Below are 17,380 nucleotides of genomic sequence, written 5' to 3'. Positions count from 1 at the left end.
GCCTATATCGGCAAATCTCCTTCTCCATTTCACTTCTAATTGTAAAATAGGCTACATATACAAAAAAGGCACCTCCCTAGAATTCCTACAGATAACCTAAGAGATTATCCACAAGAAGTCGCGGAGGTGCTATTTGATTCAAACTTAACGTTTTTTCAATACATCTACCAGTGCGTATCCAACCTTCCAAATATCACCTGCACCCATCGTTATCACTAGGTCACCGGGAGCGATCCGATCCTGCAAATCTGCCAGCACAGCTTCCTTGGTAGGTAGATAACGTGCGCCCGCATTGCTGTTCTCGACAATTAGGTCCACCAGCTTCGCAGAGGTAACACCCTCGATCTGCTTCTCTCCAGCTGGTGAGTAAATATCGGTGATAATTACCTCGTCAGCTTCACTAAAGGCACGGCTGAACGCATCCAGCAAGAAGAAGGTTCGTGTATACCTTTGAGGCTGGAAGACCGCAATAATCCGTTTGCCTGTCGCTTTGGCAGCGCTGATCGTTGCTCGAATCTCGGTAGGATGATGAGCGTAATCATCTATGATTAGAATCTCATCTATATCCCCGAGCACCTGAAAGCGGCGTTTAGCACCATGAAACTTTACAATTGCGGCAGCAATTTCTGAGAAGGGTATATTTGACTTGAGACAAGCGATGACGGCAGCCATCGAATTATACAGATTATATTGTCCGGGAACGGACAGCTCAATGCGTCCCAGTACCTCTCCATAACCATTCATTGTATAGGATACCTGACGGTCTCCCAAGACAATATCGGTAGCGATATAATCAGCGGTCTGCGACTTAATACCATAGGTAATCACCGTACCTGTTACTTCAGGCAATAGAGCGATAATATTCTCATCGTCCGAGCACACAATGGCAGTGCCATCTTCGCGCAGTTGATTCATAAACTGCACATAAGCAGCCTTCAGTCGGTTAAAATCACCACCGTAATTCTCGAGATGATCTGCTTCAATATTCGTAACAACGGCCAGCCATGGGTGATAATGCAGGAAGGAACCATCACTCTCATCCGCTTCAGCCACCACAAACTCCCCTTGTCCTGCCTTTGCATTGGTGCCAACATTCATAATTTCCCCACCGATAATGTAGGTGGGATCAACCCCGCAATCTTGCATCACAAGCGCAATCATAGAAGAAGTTGTAGTCTTACCATGAGCACCGGCAACCGCGACACCTTTACGCTGATTTAACAGCCGGGCCAGCATCTGCGAGCGATGCAGAATCGGAATCTTCAACCGCTCCGCCTCAACCCATTCCACATTATCATTGGACAAGGCTGTAGAGTATACAACCAGATCCGCACCTTTAACCTGCTCCGCCGTATGCCCGATATAGACCTTGGCACCTTTGGCAATCAATTTATCAGTCAATTCCTGAGCTGCCACATCGGAGCCCGTAACCGTATATCCCATCTCGAGCAACACCCGGGCAATCGCGCTCATTCCGTAGCCGCCGATCCCTATAAAATGCACACGTTCAGTAGTATCCAACAGTTCGTCACCAGCCTTTTTCAGAATCGGGTTGCTGCAAAAGTGTACTGCGTACGTCAGAAATTAAATACAGGGTACCAGAGATGACAGCAAGGTCATTCTCCGCTGTTATCGACTTCAGCAGTTGCAGCGCTTTGCCCCAATCACGTTCTACTATGATTTCCAAATTTTCTTTGGCATATTTCTCCCGCAGGCTCTCTGCAATAATCTGCAGATCTTCCGCGTCCATTTTCTTCCGGAAATCCGGTTCGGTCAGGATGAGCGTATCCACTATAGGCAGTATATGCTTGAAATACGATTCATGATGCTTATTTGCCAGCATACCCATAAGCAAATTTAAATGATCATATTTATAATACTGTGGTAAGCTCTTGGCCAGGCTCTCTGCACCTTCGGGATTATGTGCTCCATCCAGTATGATTCGCGGAGAAGCACCTATTTCCTCTAGCCTTCCCGCCCAAAAGGTATGGCGGAAGCCCTCCTGAACATCCTCGTCCTCCAGCATAAACGCCATATACTGGCGCAGCGCCTCAAGTGCCATCATGGCTCCGGATGCATTGCTGATCTGATGCTCACCCTTCATAGCGATCCCTAATTCCAGCGAACGAAAGGGCCCTTTAAAGTTAAAGTTCTGTACACCATCTTGAATTCCTGCGACTTCATAACTGAAATCTTCTCCGGCAAGATAGAGTGTAGAGCGGCAAGCTGCCGCTTTAGCCTTCAATACCGCTATGACTTCCGGTTGTGTCACACAGCTGATCACAGGTACGCCCGGTTTAATAATACCAGCCTTTTCCATTGCAATCTGTTCTAGTGTATCTCCCAGAACGTCGGTATGGTCATACCCGACATTTGTAATAATCGACACGACTGGATTCACGATGTTCGTTACATCCAGCCTTCCCCCAAGACCCGTCTCCCATACGACTACATCAGGATAAGTGACTCTACCGAAATAGAGAAGAGCCAGTGCTGTAGCGACCTCGAACATCGTAGGTGAACCAAGCTCACTTTCAGCAATTCTCTCTACTTCCGGACGTAAAAGATTAGCCAGTTCCGTAAGCGTCGCCTCTGGGATATCCGTAGCGTTATATTGAAAACGGTTGGTGAATTTAGTGATATAAGGAGAGGTGAAAGTACCCACCGAATATCCACTTTTCAGCAATACACTTGTCAAAAAGGCACAGGTCGAGCCTTTGCCATTCGTCCCCGCCACATGGATGAACTTCAATCTGCGCTCTGGAGACCCAAGGCGCTCCATTAGCAGTTCTATCCGCTCCAGACCAGGACGGATGCCAAACGGTATAAGGCTGTTAATCCAGTCTACTGCTTCTGTATAAGTTCCTAGCGGGGCACCCTCGCCCCCATGTAAGTCTTCCATATCTCTTATCCTCTCAGCTCTGCGATGCGGGCCAGCACTTTTTCGCGTTTGGCAGAGTAATCTGCCTGCTTGGCCCGTTCCTCTTCGATGACTTTAGCAGGCGCTTTAGCGACGAAACCCTGATTGCTGAGCTTCTTCTCCACACGCTCCACTTCATTGTTCAGCGACAGCACTTCTTTGTCCAAGCGGGCAATTTCCTGTTCAATATCAATCAGCCCCGACAGCGGCAGAAGCAGCTCCGCTCCTGTTACAACAGCAGACATTACCTTCTCAGGAGTCTCTGGATTAAGACCCACCTCAAAGGATGAGGTATTGCAGAAACGTCCGATATAATTGTCATTGCGGGTGATTATGCTCAAGGTTTCGGCATTTCCGGCTTTGATGATCAATTCAACTTTTTTGCTCATTGGCACGTTAACTTCTGCCCGAATATTACGAACAGAGCGGATGATATCCATCAGCAGGTTCATTTCGGCCACTGCTGATGCACTTTCCATTGTAGCATTATATTCAGGCCACGCCGCCAATGTAATCGTCTCGCCTTCATGTGGCAAATGCTGCCAGATTTCCTCCGAGATAAATGGCATGAACGGGTGAATTAGGCGCATCGTGCGGTCGAGTACATAAGCAATTACTGATTGTGTCTTGGCTTTGGCAGTGCTGTCTGTTCCGTAAAGCGAGAGCTTCGCGAATTCAATATACCAGTCACACAGATCATCCCAGATGAAGTTATACAGCAGACGACCGGTCTCACCGAACTCGTATGAGTCAATTAGACGCGTAATATCACGAGAAGTTTCGTTCAGGCGATGCAGAATCCAACGATCAGCCGTGCTGAGCTCCCCTGAAATGTCAATATCCGCAAAGCTCACACCTTCTAGATTCATAAGTGCGAAGCGGGAGGCATTCCAGATCTTATTGGCAAAATTACGTGCCTGTTCTACCCGTTCCCAGCGGAAACGCAGATCCTGGCCTGCTGTGCTGCTGGTAGAAATCATATACCGCATCGCATCAGCACCGTACCGCTCGATAACCTCCAGAGGATCTACACCGTTGCCGAGTGATTTAGACATTTTGCGTCCTTCGGAGTCACGCACCAGACCATGCATCAGCACATCAGAGAACGGTTTCTCACCCGTAAACTCCAATGCCGTAAAGATCATACGCGCTACCCAGAAGTAAATAATATCATAGCCTGTTACAAGCACATCATTCGGATAATAACGTTGATAATCCTCACTGCTCTCATCTGGCCAACCCAGCGTTGAGAACGGCCAGAGCGCGGAACTGAACCAGGTATCCAGAACGTCCTCGTCCTGTTTCAGATCGTTAAGTCCGCTAATTCTGCGCGCTTCCTCTTCATCATGAGCTACAACCAGCTCTCCCGTAGACTCGGAATACCAGGCTGGAATACGATGTCCCCACCAGAGTTGGCGGGAAATACACCAGTCGCGTACATTTTCAATCCAGTTCAGAAAAATTTTCTCGAAGCGATCAGGTACAAAGTTAACGCCACTGCCATCCTTCTGAGCGGCGATCGCCACTTCAGCCAGAGGCTGCATCTTTACGAACCATTGTGTCGACAGATAAGGCTCAACGATAGCTCCTGAGCGTTCACTGTGCCCTACTTGATGCACATGGTCTTCAATGGAGATCAGTACACCTTGCTCCTTTAGATCAGCCGTAATAGCCTTGCGGCAATCACTACGATCCTGTCCCTGATAAGGTCCGGCTTCTTCATTCATCGTGCCGCTCTCATCCATTACGTTAATCTGCGGCAGATTATGACGCAGGCCAACCTCAAAGTCATTCGGATCATGAGCTGGCGTAATCTTAACCGCACCGCTGCCAAAATCCTTGTCTACATACTCATCTGCAATAATCGGAATTTCACGGCCGATGATGGGCAGGATTAGTGTTTTGCCGATCAGATGCTTGTAACGATCATCCTCTGGATGCACAGCAACTGCCGTATCGCCCAACATCGTCTCTGGACGTGTAGTAGCTACAGTAATGGAACCACTACCGTCCTTTAGTTGATATTGCAGATGGTACAGGTGACCATTAACTTCCTTATATTCTACCTCAATGTCAGACAATGCTGTACGTGCTGCTGGGTCCCAGTTAATAATACGTTTGCCGCGATAGATGAGGCCTTTCTGATACAACTTAACAAAAACCTCGCGAACAGCTTTGGACAAACCTTCATCGAGCGTGAAACGTTCGCGTGAATAATCAAGAGATAGGCCCATTTTGGCCCATTGCTCATGGATCGTTTCGGCATACTGCGCTTTCCAATCCCATACCTGCTCGAGAAACTTCTCACGTCCCAAATCATGCCGGGAAATCCCCTGCTGGCGCAGTTTCTGCTCCACCTTCGTTTGTGTGGCGATACCGGCATGGTCCGTTCCCGGCAGCCAGAGCGTATCAAAACCCTGCATCCGCTTGGTGCGAATCAGGATATCCTGCAGCGTGAAATCAAGCGCATGCCCGATATGCAGCATCCCCGTTACATTCGGAGGGGGAATTACTATGCTGTAGGGTTGTGCATCAGGACGTTGTCCTGCGCGGAAATACCCGCCTTCTGCCCAGTAGGCGTACCATCTTTGTTCTGCCGCTTTGGGATCGTATGTAGTCGGCATATCACTCTTCGAATCATTCGTTGCAGTGTTATCCTCCGCCGTATCTTGTTGGTTCGGCAGCTCTGCTGCTGTTAGGTGATCTTGATCAGCCATTCTCTGATACCTCCGTAAATCATATTTAACCGAATTCATCCAAAAGTGAATAAAATTCTATTTCATTACATTTCACACACGGAATACTCAAAAAAAAAAACAAAAAGGCCCTTCGTCTCAAAGGACGAAAGGCCATTCTTTCGCGGTACCACCTTTGTTTCGCGCCAATGAAAATAAACCTCTGCCTCTATCCCCTTACGGTTCTTAGAAGCCTAGCGCGACACTCATGCAGATAACGGCTGCGACCGGCCACAACCTAACTTTGTCTTCAAAGTAATGAAGACAAGCTCAGAGGGGCGACTCCGGGGCGACTTCGGTGGTTGCATCCTGCGGATTATCACAGCAATTACATTTCCGCTCTCTGAAGGGCTGACCGCCTACTCTTCCCGTTCCCAGTCTTTGACTAGATATTGCTTACTCCATAATACATTTAGAGCGTTGCCTAGTCAACCTGGGTAATAGCCAATTCACACAGTAAAAGATACTCCTGTTCCTACTGTACATCTACTTTGATTACGGAATGTATAAGACTTGCCCTTCCTCTATGTTCTGTCCGGACAGTCGGTTATACATCACCAATTCCCGTGCACTGAGCTGGTATTTCTCCGCAATGGTATCGAGTGTCTCCTCACGCTGCACGATACAGAGTCGGACCTTGCGGAACAAGTCCGCGCCTTCGAAGCCACCAATAAATCTGCTCTTCCATTCCGTGTTATTACCCGGTTCCGCTTCTGTTGCAACTGGAGCGGTTTCTTCAGCGATTTGAATCTCCTGTGCCTTGCGGGAACGGCTGGAGCTCAGTAAGGAAGAGAAGGTGAGATGCTCCTTTTCCTTGATCTCCTGTTCTTTTTTACTGCCAAGAGCAATCTTCAGATCATGTTTCTCCTCTACAGGTGGAACAATCTCCGGTGAAACGAAGGCTTCATTCGCAGAAGCATTTCCTGAATTCGGGCTTACGGCTTCATCGCCAAAGGTTTCCTCCAGCTCTACTTCAGCCTCAACTTCCGATACATGCAGCGCTGCTTCCTGATTCGCACTATGGATATCCGCAGTATCCGCTGATTCTCTAGCTACAATACCTTTATCAAAGGTCAGCTCCTGCTGTTCCTGATTCCATTGCTCCGCCTTATGCCAATAATCGGCCAGCTCAGACTTGGAATCGTTTGTAGAATCCAAACTATGCGTCCGGAGTTTAGATTCCTTGTCCTTCTGCTGCACGGAATAGGTATCGCCTGAAGACCCGTAAGATGCTGAATCAGAGGAGATTAACGGATTGGCCGCGGCTTCTGCGATAGCCTCAGCAGTTTCCCGTTCTTTATCAGTGACCTCAGCAGTCCCCTCCCCAAACGTCCAGAGCGAGTTCTCGTAAAGAGCATCACCCTCAGGCTCTCGAATCTCTGTCGAGATCTCAAGTGTCCTTTCACTATCCGCAGGAGAATAAGCTACTGTATATTCCTCCTGCTGCCAGGGTGCGACCGCCTCCGCTCCTCCGATCCCACGCAGCGAGAGCACACCTGTTATGTTCACAGTGCGCATCGTAAGCAGGTCAATATCGAAGTTCTCGATCTCTACCCCTATGTCTTCAAACGAGCTGACCCGTGTCAGCGGGACTGTAATCTCAACGGGAATCGCATGCTCCAAACGCTGTGTTCGGTCATCTTCCCCCCGGTAGAGTCCGGTAAGCAGCAGCTGGCCATACAGCTCAGCTCGGTCCTCCCGCTGAATCACTTGAATTTCCGGAAGTAATTCAACCTCCTCCAGCTCAGCTATTCCCGGAAGTTCTTCCGACAGATGAATGCGTTCATAAATATCAAACCGCAAGCCGTGGGACTGGTCAAACACGGGAAATGTCCTCCTTCTTGGCCTATTCTAACCCTGAGACAAGCCCAGAGCATAAGCCCAAAATGTTACTCCACTCATGTATATGCTGCAAATAGGAAGGCATGACAACTTTGGACGGTTCTAAAGGGCACTACGCTAATAATGAGCACCGAAGCAGAAATGTGGAACTTACCAGTCGAACAAGGGGTATATACTTCTTGTTGTGAGAAAATCAGCTTGCGTAATTCAGAAAGAGTGCTATCATTCTTTTTATTTTTAAAAATAACTATCAATTTCAGGCCATTTCTTCGATATAATCGTTGTAACCACAGAAAGGAAATAAACGCTATGCGTAAAGCTAGATTATTCGACTTTTCCCTGTTTCTTTCCTCTCTAGTTGTAGTCGCTGCTTCAATACAAGTGACTCCCCCTGGGAATACGTATATTAAAGCTCTGCTGCTCTATTGGGCGTTCTCCAGTTTCTATTACCAATTGCGTATAATCAGTCGCAGCGGAAATTCGAACATTGACTACGCCATTAGCTACACATCATCTTTCGGTATTTTTGCTGGCCCTCTAGGAACACTAATCTTCGAGACCATTTACCGCTTCACCGTGTTTTTTTACAAAAAGAAGACCAAGACGGCAGATCCCGGAGAATTTCTGGACACCTTCTATAATATTGGTTCCTTTACGATCAGCGGTTCAATGGGTTACTATTTGTACCAGCTTCTTAATCCTAGTTTTCAGAGTATTCCCTTCGGTTTCTGGATATTGATTCTGCTAGTGGTCAGTATCATCACCTTGCTGTCCTCCTCCTTTCTTGTGTTTACCTTTGCTCTTTCTGGAGACATAAAAACTCGAAAAGAGGCTGTCGATCTGATCTTCAGAAGCAGAAATCTGCTCGACATCGGAAAAGTGGCCATTACTAACGGCTTATTATTACGTCTACTGCAAATGGAGAAATGGGATATGCTGATTGGTCTTTTCTTACTGAATTATGTCGTCAGCCTTTCTTTTCATTCCAAATCTCAAAGTGTGCAGAATAAATTTGAACGGGACAAATTCGAGCAAATGGCCTATCAAGATTTTCTAACGAACACTTATAACCGAGCTTACATGGACAAAATGATGAAAGAGTTGAACCCGAGTGGAGAATATGTCGGAATTGTCGTGGCAGATATCGATAAATTCAAAAAAATCAACGACAGTTATAACCATGCTGTTGGTGACCGGGTCATCCAGCATTTTGCCAAAACCCTGCAAGCACATTTGCAAAAGGATGATATTTTATTTCGCAGTGGCGGAGAAGAATTCACATTTTTTCTGCGAAACAAGCCCTTTGAACAATGCTTTTCGTTAATTGAACAGATTCTGGAGAATGTTAATCACCATAGTGTCATTGCAGAGTACGAAGATCAGAGCATTTCGGTCACTTATTCAGCTTCATTTGGGCTGTACTATTACAAGACCGGCCAATCGATTTCCATGGAAAAAGGTTATGTCTATGCGGATCAGCTGCTGCTGGAGTCCAAAAAGCTCGGAAGAAACCGGCTCTCCTACAAAAATGAGCTTAGTTTATCTGCAGAATAAAGAGACTGCGCTAGATGGAGCACCTTTCTCCGTGAAATAAATTCTTATATTTGCACCACAAAGAACCCAGTCATCTTCTGACCGGGTTCTTTGAAGTCTGTATGAGAGTGTAGAATTCCAAGCTAAACCTGTGGGCCGCCTGCCAGTAAATCCCGCAACCGCAGCATATCCTCCGGCCACGGATCATTCACTGCCAATTGCTCACCACTCCAGGGGTGGCTGAACATTAGCAACTCACCGTGCAGCGCCTGACGGTCAGAACCGCTGGAACCACTGGGACTGTCCGTCTTTAACCAGGCCTGAACGCGAGTACTCACGCCAGTTGCACCTACCCAAGCAGGTCCGCCGTAAAGCTCATCTCCATATAGCGGGTAGCCCATATGGCTGAGGTGGACGCGGATCTGGTGCGTGCGACCGGTCTCTAGCTGCACCTTCAGCAGACTTGCGCCACGCAGCACCTTACAACCGGTAATCCGGGTCACTGCAGCTTGTCCACCGGGTGAGACCCTTCTGCGCACCGCATGATGACGGTCGCGGCCAATTGGAGCATCGATCACCTTAAGCGTTGGTGGAACTACGCCTTTGACAATAGCCACATACTGTCGCGAGATCGTCTTCTCGCGCATACCCTCGTCGAGCACCAGCTGGGCGAACTCATTCTTCGCATAAAGCACCGGACCGGTTGTATCCTTGTCTAGCCGATGAATATGGCGCACAGCAACTCCGCCACCAGAAGCCGCATAATGCGAAGCAACGAGATGATCCAGAGTCACGCCTACACCACTGCCGTCCGGATGAACGGCCATTCCAGCTGGCTTATGGACAACTAGACAGAAATCATCCTCATGCAGAACGTCAAGCTCCTGCTCCTGCCACACCGGTTCGATCCCTGCTTCCCGGTCTGGAAAAAGCGCCAGCCGCAGTCGATCTCCCTTCCACTGGATGCCCCCCTCACGGCGCAGCCGCATATGCAGCTTCTCGGGCATGCCCACTGTATCCAGCAGCCACTTATCAACTGCCGCTTCACTGTCGGCTGCTCCGGTAATAACCTTACCCGGCATCGCCTCCAACCATTCACCGCGCCGGGTCCACTTGCCGCCTCCTGTTGGAACTCCGGCTCCCGCCCCGGTACTCAAAGTGCCTTCAGGGCCTGATAATGGCCCTCGATTGTATCGTCAATATCCTGCTCGCTATGCACCGCAGATACGAACATCCCTTCAAACTGCGAAGGGGGAACGCTGATCCCTTGATCTAGCATTTTGCCAAAATAACGACGGAAAATCTCCAGATTGCTGGTCTTGGCCGTATCGAAATTGGTTACAGCCCCTTCGGTAAAGAACGGGCAAACCATGGAACCTACACGGTTAATGGTCAGTGGAATGCCAGCTTCTGTTGCATTGCGCTTCAGACCTGCCTCCAGACGCGCGCCCAATAACTCCAAGCGATCATACACTTCTGGAGTCAGCAGCTTCAGTGTAGTCAGTCCGGCCGCCATTGCCAGCGGATTGCCACTGAGCGTTCCCGCCTGATAAATCGGCCCTGTTGGGGCGATTTGCTCCATAATATCGCGTCTGCCACCATAGGCACCTACCGGAAGCCCTCCGCCTATAACTTTACCGAAACATGTGACATCCGGCGTGATGCCGAACAAACCCTGAGCACAGCTTCGATTTACGCGGAAGCCTGTCATCACTTCATCAAAAATAAGCAGTGAGCCGTAGCCTATGGTTACTTTGCGCAACCCTTCGAGGAATCCCGGCAGGGGCGGTACAACGCCCATATTTCCGGCTATAGGCTCAACGATTACCGCGGCAAGCTCATTGCCGTAGCGTTCGAAGGCTATTTTGACAGCTTCCAGATCGTTATAAGGAACCGTAATCGTGTTCATCGCAACACCCTCTGGTACGCCCGGACTGTCCGGCAGTCCCAGTGTAGCTACACCTGAGCCAGCCTTAATTAGCAGACTGTCTGCATGACCGTGGTAGGAACCTTCAAACTTCAGGATTTTACTGCGGCCTGTAACCCCGCGAGCCAAGCGAATCGCACTCATCGTTGCTTCCGTACCAGAGTTGACCATGCGCACGATATCCACAGAGGGCACACGCTCGACGACCATTTTAGCCATTTCCGTCTCCAGCAGTGTTGGGGCCCCAAAGCTTGTCCCTTTGACCAACGTCTCCTGCAGCGCCTTCACGACCTCGGGATGAGCATGGCCCATAATAAGCGGTCCCCATGAGCAGACATAGTCGATAAAGCTGTTGCCGTCGATATCATAAATACGCGAACCAACGCCCCGGTCCACATAAATGGGTGTTAGCCCCACGGATTTGAACGCCCGTACAGGGCTATTCACCCCACCAGGAATATATTGCTTAGCTTCTGCAAAAGCCTCCCGGGAAGCCTCTTCCCGGCGTGCCAGCGGCACATTACCCATCTGTCCTCACTCCTGTCTGTTCTCTTTGGTTTATCCCTAACACTAACCACGCAGCCAGCGGGCAGCGTCCTTGGAAAAATATGTAATAATAATATCCGCTCCGGCGCGTTTCATACCGGTCAGCATTTCCAGCACAACCGCCTGCTCGTCGATCCAGCCTTGCATTGCTGCTGCTTTGACCATGGAATATTCTCCGCTCACATTATAAGCCACGAGCGGCAGATCGAACTGCTCGCGGATCGTCCGGATCACGTCCAGATAAGCCAGTGCAGGCTTCACCATCAGCATGTCCGCACCTTCCAGCACGTCCGATTCCGTTTCACGTATGGCCTCCCGCAGATTGGCCGGGTCCATCTGATACGTCTTCCGGTTTCCGAACTGTGGCGCAGAACCCGCAGCTTCACGGAAGGGGCCATAGAACGCCGATGCATATTTTACAGAATAGGACATGATCGGCACATGCTCGAATCCGTTCGCATCAAGCCCGGCACGAATCGCCTGCACGAATCCGTCCATCATATTGGAAGGTGCAATAATATCTGCTCCTGCTTTGGCTTGAGATACAGCGGTACGAGTCAACAGCTCAAGTGAAGCATCGTTAATCACATCGCCATGAACAACACCATCTACAATATGAGTATGAACCATGCCACAATGACCGTGATCAGTGAACTCGCACAAGCAGGTATCTGCAACTACAAGTAGTTCAGGATACCACTGCTTAATCAGACGCGTAGCTTCCTGCACTATTCCGTCTTCGGCGAAGCCGGAAGAACCGATAGCATCCTTTGTTTCGGGAATCCCGAATAGAAGCACAGCCGGAATGCCAAGGGAGGCAATCTCGTCCACTTCCTCTTTTAGCGTATCCAGCGAAAAGTGATACACCCCCGGCATCGAGCTGATTTCATTCTTCACACCTGTTCCATAGGTCACAAAGATCGGCTGGATGAAGTCCAGCACATTCAATACCGTCTCCCGTACCATTCCGCGAATTCCGGCAGAACCGCGCAGTCGGCGGTGTCGTGTTATTGGAAAACTCATTTGGCTACCTCCTGTAAATAAAATATGTTTACGCTTGCTTGTGAGTAGTGTGAAAGTGGAAAGTAGCTGAAGTTAGTTGAAACTTGCCCGAATGGCACTTGCTTTGGCTGACTCACTGCCATGGAAAAGGCTGGCCTGTGGCGTGAGTTGCTAATGTTTGCCGAAGAGGCGCAAGCTTTGTCGGGACTCGCTAAGGTAGCGTGGGCTGATGATGCAGTGTGGTACGCGAGGATTTACAAAATAGCTGCATATAGTGCTGTTATTTCAGCAATTTCCTAACGCAAATCCAGTTTAACTGCATTATGTGCTGCTAAATATGGCTCTGGCGAGCTATTCAGCCCAAATCCATCAATATAACAGCACAAATTGCAGTTATATTTCAACGAAATCATCACACTTCTACTTCTCCGCACTGACCTTTCTAACCGCAACTCGCAGCACTCATTGAACTCCCAAAACTGATACTAATCACATACCCAACTATTTTGTTTATAACACACTTCATGCCACTCTCCGTAACAGTTATTTCGCACATAACTCAGCAATAATCAGATAGTTAGTTCATCACACAACACACTTACCATTCACTTAACAGCTACTTCACACGTAGTTCAACTTACTTGGATAGTTAGTTTCTCCTACTGCTATTAATCTCACTCAATCTATAATCGAAGACCAAGCAATAGTTGTACGTACTTAAAACATTTCGTCGCTTGTCGTATCAACTTATACAACTTCTATAACAAACATACAGATTGTCTCTGCCTGCCTACTACTATGCACTATCTAAGCCGTGTTCCTTCATTCCAGCGGCAGAGTTCTTGCACCAGTCCGGCAATAGTCGCCTCATCTGGAAGCAAGCCTGGTGTCAATCCGGCGGCCACCGCGGTCTGCTCAGTCACAGGACCAATGCAGGCGATTTTGACTTTAGCCAACAGTGGCAATGGGTCAACGAGTCCCATCCGTTTCAGAATGTGCAGAAAATTATGCACTGTTGAAGAGCTGGTGAAAGTGACCGCATGAATGCGTCCCTCCTCCAGCAGCTTCATCAGCTCGTCATCATCCTCGCCGGTCACTACCGTCTCGTAGGTATCTGCTTCGGTCACCTGAAGCCCTAGTTCCCTAAGCTTGTCCGCCAGCCACTCACGCGCCAGATCGCCGCGTGGCAACAGCACACTCTGGCCTGGCAGCAGCGCTGCGCCAAGCTTCTCAATCAGACCTTCCGCCTGGAAACGCGCCGGAAGTTCTTCGCTAAGCAGCCCGCGCTGCGCCAGCGCAGCTGCTGTTGCTGGCCCCACCGCTGCGATGCGCGCGCGGTGCAGCCCCCTTATATCCGCCCCCAGCTCCGCCAGGTGGCGGAAGAAAAACTCCACGCCGTTCGCGCTAGTGAAGAAGACCCAGTCGTACGATTCCAGCGCGCCAAGCGCTGCTGCAATCTTCGCCTTCTTCTCCGCGCCTTCCGGCATGATCGTCTCAATCACCGGGAACTCGTAGGGTTCCCCGCCGAGTTCCTCAATAGCATCCACCAGCTCGCTCGCCTGGCTGCGAGCCCGTGTCACCACGATGCGCTTGCCGAACAGCGGCAGCGCTTCAGCCCACATCAGCGTCTGGCGCTGCAATACCACGTCGCCGACGACAATAACCGCTGGCGGCTGAAAATCCGCCGCCAACACTTTCGCCTCAATATCGGCGAGCGTTCCCGTGATCGTCTCCTGCTCCGCGCGCGTGCCCCAGCGCACGAGTGCGACTGGCGTTTCTGGCGAACGTCCGTGTTTGATCAACTGGCCGCTGATATAACCTATTTTGGCTACGCCCATCAGGAACACAAGGGTGCCCGTGGCATTCGTCAGCTTAGCCCAATCGATGGATTGATCAAGCTTATCCGGACTTTCATGCCCTGTGATTATCGATACAGAGGAAGCGTGATCCCGGTGTGTAACGGGAATACCGGCATAAGCGGGTACACTAATCGCCGACGTAATGCCCGGTACGATCTCATAGTGGATGCCATGCTTACGCAGCAGCTCCGCTTCTTCACCCACCCGGCCAAAAATCGTCGGATCACCACCCTTGAGACGCACCACCGTTTTACCCTGCAGTGCCAAATCGGCGAGCAGTTGGTTGATTTCTTCCTGCTTCATCGTATGGCGGTCCGGCAGCTTGCCTACGTATATCTTTTCCCCGCCGGGCTTCATCCATTTCAGCAATCTAGGACTTGCCAGCCGGTCATATACAAGCACATCCGCTTTTTGGATACACTCCAGACCTTTTACTGTAATCAGCTTCGCGTCACCTGGACCTGCACCCACCAAATAAACCTTGCCCGTCATTTCCTCATCCCCTTACATCTGCCAAAATCTTCTCTGCTCCCCTGGCGATCAGCTTTCTGGCGACCTCTTCACCAAGCAATACTGGGTCCACTCCGGTGCAGGTTTCCTTCAAGATAACAGAACCATCCGGTGCCCCCACCATTCCAGTTAAAGTTATCATCCGCTCAGCCGTAGAGGTATCCTCACTCAATACTGCAAAAGCTCCAATCGGCACCTGACAGCCGCCATTTAGCGCCCCAAGGTAAGTACGTTCTGCCGCTACCGTCAGCGCCGTATCAGGATCATTATATAACGCCAGCAGTTCCCGAAGCTCTGTGTCATCCGTTCGGCACTGAATGCCGAGTGCGCCCTGTCCTACAGCGGGCAGGCAGACCTCGGGCGACAGGTAGGCGCTTACGCGATCCTGCCAGCCCATACGCGCGAGCCCCGCCGCTGCCAATAGGATCGCATCGTATTCGCCACTCTCGAGTTTGTGCAGCCTCGAATCGATATTGCCACGCACTGGTTCAATCACGAGATCTGGCCGCAGCGCAGCAAGCTGACTGGAACGGCGCAGGCTGCTCGTACCCACACGAGCGCCCTGCGGCAATTCCGCAAGCGTCACTCCTCCGTTAGAGATCAGACAATCGCGCGGATCTACACGCTTAGGCACTGCGCCATTCATCAGCCCCTCCGGAAGCTCCGAGGGCATATCTTTCATACTATGTACAGCCATGTCGATGTCCTGCGCCAGCATCGCCTCTTCGATCTCTTTCACGAATAACCCCTTGCCGCCGACTTTGGACAATGTAACGTCAAGAATGCGATCACCTTTGGTAAGGATCGTTTTGACCTCAAACGTTAACCCTATATTATGCTCCGCACTCAGCCTCTCAAGCTCAGCAATTACCTGTCCCGTCTGTGTCAGTGCCAACGCACTTTGTCTGCTGCCTACTATAATCTTCCGCATAACTTCATTCCTCCCGGTTAGGTTACGTATTCCTAGCGCTCACGATTAGCGGCAATCCAGCCATCAATAAACTCTGGAGTCCACTCTGTAAAAGTTCCCTGTCTAATCTCATTCAACACGTCCAGTGTCCCCAGCTTGCTCAGGAGACGTCCGCGAACTTCAGAAGCTGCTTCTCTAAGTTTGATCTCAGTCCGCATTTTGTGCAAGAACTCCAAGTACAGCTCATACTCCGCACCAAGCACTTCTTCCAGCAGGCTTTTGATCTGCCCTGCTGCACTGGGACCCGCACCCGAGGTGGATATAGCAACCGTCAGTCGTCCTCGGCGCAGCACTCCAGGCGTAATAAAGCTCCCCGCCTCCGCATGGCTGACAACGTTCACTGGAATACCCAAGCTGCGGGCTTCGTGTGCGACTGCTTCATTCACTGCTCTGTCATTACTGGCCGCATATACAAGAAAGGCCCCACGGGCATCACCGGGGACATAACAACGGGTCAGCCAAGTGAGTCTACCCTGCTTCGTTAACTCGATAGGTTCATCATTCTCCCCTGAATACCCAGTTCCCAGCTTCTCCGCAAGCTCACTCAGTCGCGGTGTTAGGTCCGGACTAATGACCGTAACCTCCGCTGAGGTTTCCAGTAGTCCAAGCACCTTTCGTTCGGCTACTATCCCCCCACCAATAACGACACAGCGCTGGCCCTCACAATCCAGCATGATCGGCAAATACACCGGAACCCGCACTCTGCTTCACTCCCCACTCCAGCCATGAAATTTAGACCAGGAGTTTAACAGGAAGTTGAGGATAATGAAACCGTATCCGACAACAGCCCAGCGTGCCATATCGGCTCCACTTCTCCGGCCCGACCATTTCAATATAAGATAGATTATGTAAATACCGAGCCCAATAAGCGTGGTCAAGACCTTTAAATCCTGAAACAGTAGCAGCCGCCCCTCGGCCACAATCGAGATCCCTGCCACCACAAGCGATACTAGCAGCAGCGGCGCACCCGTCAGCACTGAGTAATAGGTGTATTTATCCAGCACCTCCAGGCTCGGCAAGCGGCGAATCCGGTCATTCCACCGTTTGTTCTTTAAGCGGGTATGCAGGAATAGATACATTATCGCAAATACTGTACCCAGTGTCAGTGCGGCAAAGCTCAAATTCGCCAAAATAATATGTGTCACCAGCCAGCCGTGTACAGCACCCCAGCTCTGCAGCGTATGATCCTTGGCCGTCAGCCATACCCGATTAAGCAGGAATACACTGAAGCCGGCTACGCTAAGCAGCAGAATTGTAAACTCCGCGCCACGAGTAAACGCTATCGCGAGGGAAGTCAGCACAATGCTGAACGAGAACCAGAACAGGAAGTCATAAGGAGTGAAGATCGGCAGTCCCCCCTCCTGTGAGAAGCGAATCGCTAAGCCCACCGCCTGCAGGAGGCCTACAGCGACAAGAAGCCCCGAGCCTAACCGCTTTCCGCCCGGATTGCGTTTGAGGCAATCCGAGAAATAAAACAGCAGACTCAGGGCATATAGCAGGATAGCAGTATCATATATTCCGTTCAGCAGTTGCATG

General features: G+C 50.2%; 12 protein-coding genes. 1 reads left to right on the top strand and 11 read right to left on the bottom strand.

Annotation, left to right across the window (positions count from 1 at the left end):
- Positions 1-144 precede the first annotated feature (144 nt).
- From murC to GJB61_RS24810, 4 genes are all read right to left on the bottom strand, one after another.
- Positions 145-1,521 (bottom strand): UDP-N-acetylmuramate--L-alanine ligase, encoded by a 1,377-nt coding sequence (gene murC / locus GJB61_RS24825; protein ID WP_154121705.1) that lies wholly within the window; start codon positions 1,519-1,521, stop codon positions 145-147.
- Positions 1,522-1,528: 7 nt separating this feature from the next.
- Positions 1,529-2,902: a bifunctional folylpolyglutamate synthase/dihydrofolate synthase gene (locus GJB61_RS24820; RefSeq protein ID WP_154121704.1), complete on the bottom strand. Its 1,374-nt coding sequence runs from the start codon at positions 2,900-2,902 to the stop codon at positions 1,529-1,531.
- Between the two features lie 5 nt (positions 2,903-2,907).
- Positions 2,908-5,544, bottom strand: coding sequence for a valine--tRNA ligase (locus GJB61_RS24815; RefSeq protein ID WP_229522438.1), 2,637 nt, complete (start codon positions 5,542-5,544; stop codon positions 2,908-2,910).
- Positions 5,545-6,150: 606 nt separating this feature from the next.
- Positions 6,151-7,479 (bottom strand): LysM peptidoglycan-binding domain-containing protein, encoded by a 1,329-nt coding sequence (locus GJB61_RS24810; RefSeq protein ID WP_154121702.1) that lies wholly within the window; start codon positions 7,477-7,479, stop codon positions 6,151-6,153.
- A 327-nt stretch (positions 7,480-7,806) separates the two neighbouring features.
- Here GJB61_RS24810 and GJB61_RS24805 point away from each other — a divergent pair, with 327 nt between their 5' ends.
- Positions 7,807-9,051 (top strand): GGDEF domain-containing protein, encoded by a 1,245-nt coding sequence (locus GJB61_RS24805; RefSeq protein WP_154121701.1) that lies wholly within the window; start codon positions 7,807-7,809, stop codon positions 9,049-9,051.
- Between the two features lie 122 nt (positions 9,052-9,173).
- Here the strand turns inward: GJB61_RS24805 and GJB61_RS24800 are convergent, their stop codons facing one another.
- From GJB61_RS24800 to ccsA, 7 genes are all read right to left on the bottom strand, one after another.
- A complete protein-coding gene (locus GJB61_RS24800) occupies positions 9,174-10,112 on the bottom strand; it encodes an RluA family pseudouridine synthase (protein ID WP_154121754.1) in 939 nt (312 codons plus the stop codon).
- Positions 10,113-10,183: 71 nt separating this feature from the next.
- Positions 10,184-11,485: a glutamate-1-semialdehyde 2,1-aminomutase gene (hemL, locus tag GJB61_RS24795; RefSeq protein WP_154121700.1), complete on the bottom strand. Its 1,302-nt coding sequence runs from the start codon at positions 11,483-11,485 to the stop codon at positions 10,184-10,186.
- 42 nt (positions 11,486-11,527) lie between these two features.
- Positions 11,528-12,526, bottom strand: a complete 999-nt coding sequence (hemB, locus tag GJB61_RS24790; RefSeq protein ID WP_154121699.1) for a porphobilinogen synthase — start codon at positions 12,524-12,526, stop codon at positions 11,528-11,530.
- Positions 12,527-13,308: 782 nt separating this feature from the next.
- Entirely contained in the window at positions 13,309-14,856 is a 1,548-nt protein-coding gene (cobA, locus tag GJB61_RS24785; RefSeq protein WP_154121698.1) for a uroporphyrinogen-III C-methyltransferase, read from the bottom strand.
- Between the two features lie 4 nt (positions 14,857-14,860).
- The gene (gene hemC / locus GJB61_RS24780; RefSeq protein WP_154121697.1) at positions 14,861-15,805 is read right to left on the bottom strand and encodes a hydroxymethylbilane synthase; all 945 of its coding nucleotides are present in this window, start codon (positions 15,803-15,805) and stop codon (positions 14,861-14,863) included.
- 32 nt (positions 15,806-15,837) lie between these two features.
- Complete coding sequence (locus GJB61_RS24775) at positions 15,838-16,545, bottom strand: precorrin-2 dehydrogenase/sirohydrochlorin ferrochelatase family protein (protein WP_338116101.1); 708 nt, start codon at positions 16,543-16,545, stop codon at positions 15,838-15,840.
- 6 nt (positions 16,546-16,551) lie between these two features.
- Positions 16,552-17,379 carry a cytochrome c biogenesis protein CcsA gene (gene ccsA, locus GJB61_RS24770; protein ID WP_154121696.1) on the bottom strand — a complete coding sequence of 276 codons (828 nt, stop codon included), beginning with the start codon at positions 17,377-17,379 and terminating at the stop codon, positions 16,552-16,554.
- Between the last annotated feature and the right edge of the window lies 1 nt (position 17,380).

The sequence above is a fragment of the Paenibacillus monticola genome (genome assembly GCF_009664975.1).
Classification (GTDB): Bacteria; Bacillota; Bacilli; order Paenibacillales; family Paenibacillaceae; genus Paenibacillus_AQ; species Paenibacillus_AQ monticola.
Note: the sequence above shows the minus strand (reverse complement) of the source record. Positions and strands in the feature narration are given on the sequence as shown.

Bases quoted from the DNA above. Each gene is read 5' to 3' on its own strand.
- cobA (WP_154121698.1), bottom strand. From the start codon at position 14,856: ATGACGGGCAAGGTTTATTTGGTGGGTGCAGGTCCAGGTGACGCGAAG.
- ccsA (WP_154121696.1), bottom strand. From the start codon at position 17,379: ATGCAACTGCTGAACGGAATATATGATACTGCTATCCTGCTATATGCC.
- GJB61_RS24800 (WP_154121754.1), bottom strand. From the start codon at position 10,112: ATGCCGGGTAAGGTTATTACCGGAGCAGCCGACAGTGAAGCGGCAGTT.
- hemL (WP_154121700.1), bottom strand. From the start codon at position 11,485: ATGGGTAATGTGCCGCTGGCACGCCGGGAAGAGGCTTCCCGGGAGGCT.
- GJB61_RS24820 (WP_154121704.1), bottom strand. From the start codon at position 2,902: ATGGAAGACTTACATGGGGGCGAGGGTGCCCCGCTAGGAACTTATACA.
- GJB61_RS24815 (WP_229522438.1), bottom strand. From the start codon at position 5,544: ATGCCGACTACATACGATCCCAAAGCGGCAGAACAAAGATGGTACGCC.
- GJB61_RS24805 (WP_154121701.1), top strand. From the start codon at position 7,807: ATGCGTAAAGCTAGATTATTCGACTTTTCCCTGTTTCTTTCCTCTCTA.
- hemC (WP_154121697.1), bottom strand. From the start codon at position 15,805: ATGCGGAAGATTATAGTAGGCAGCAGACAAAGTGCGTTGGCACTGACA.
- hemB (WP_154121699.1), bottom strand. From the start codon at position 12,526: ATGAGTTTTCCAATAACACGACACCGCCGACTGCGCGGTTCTGCCGGA.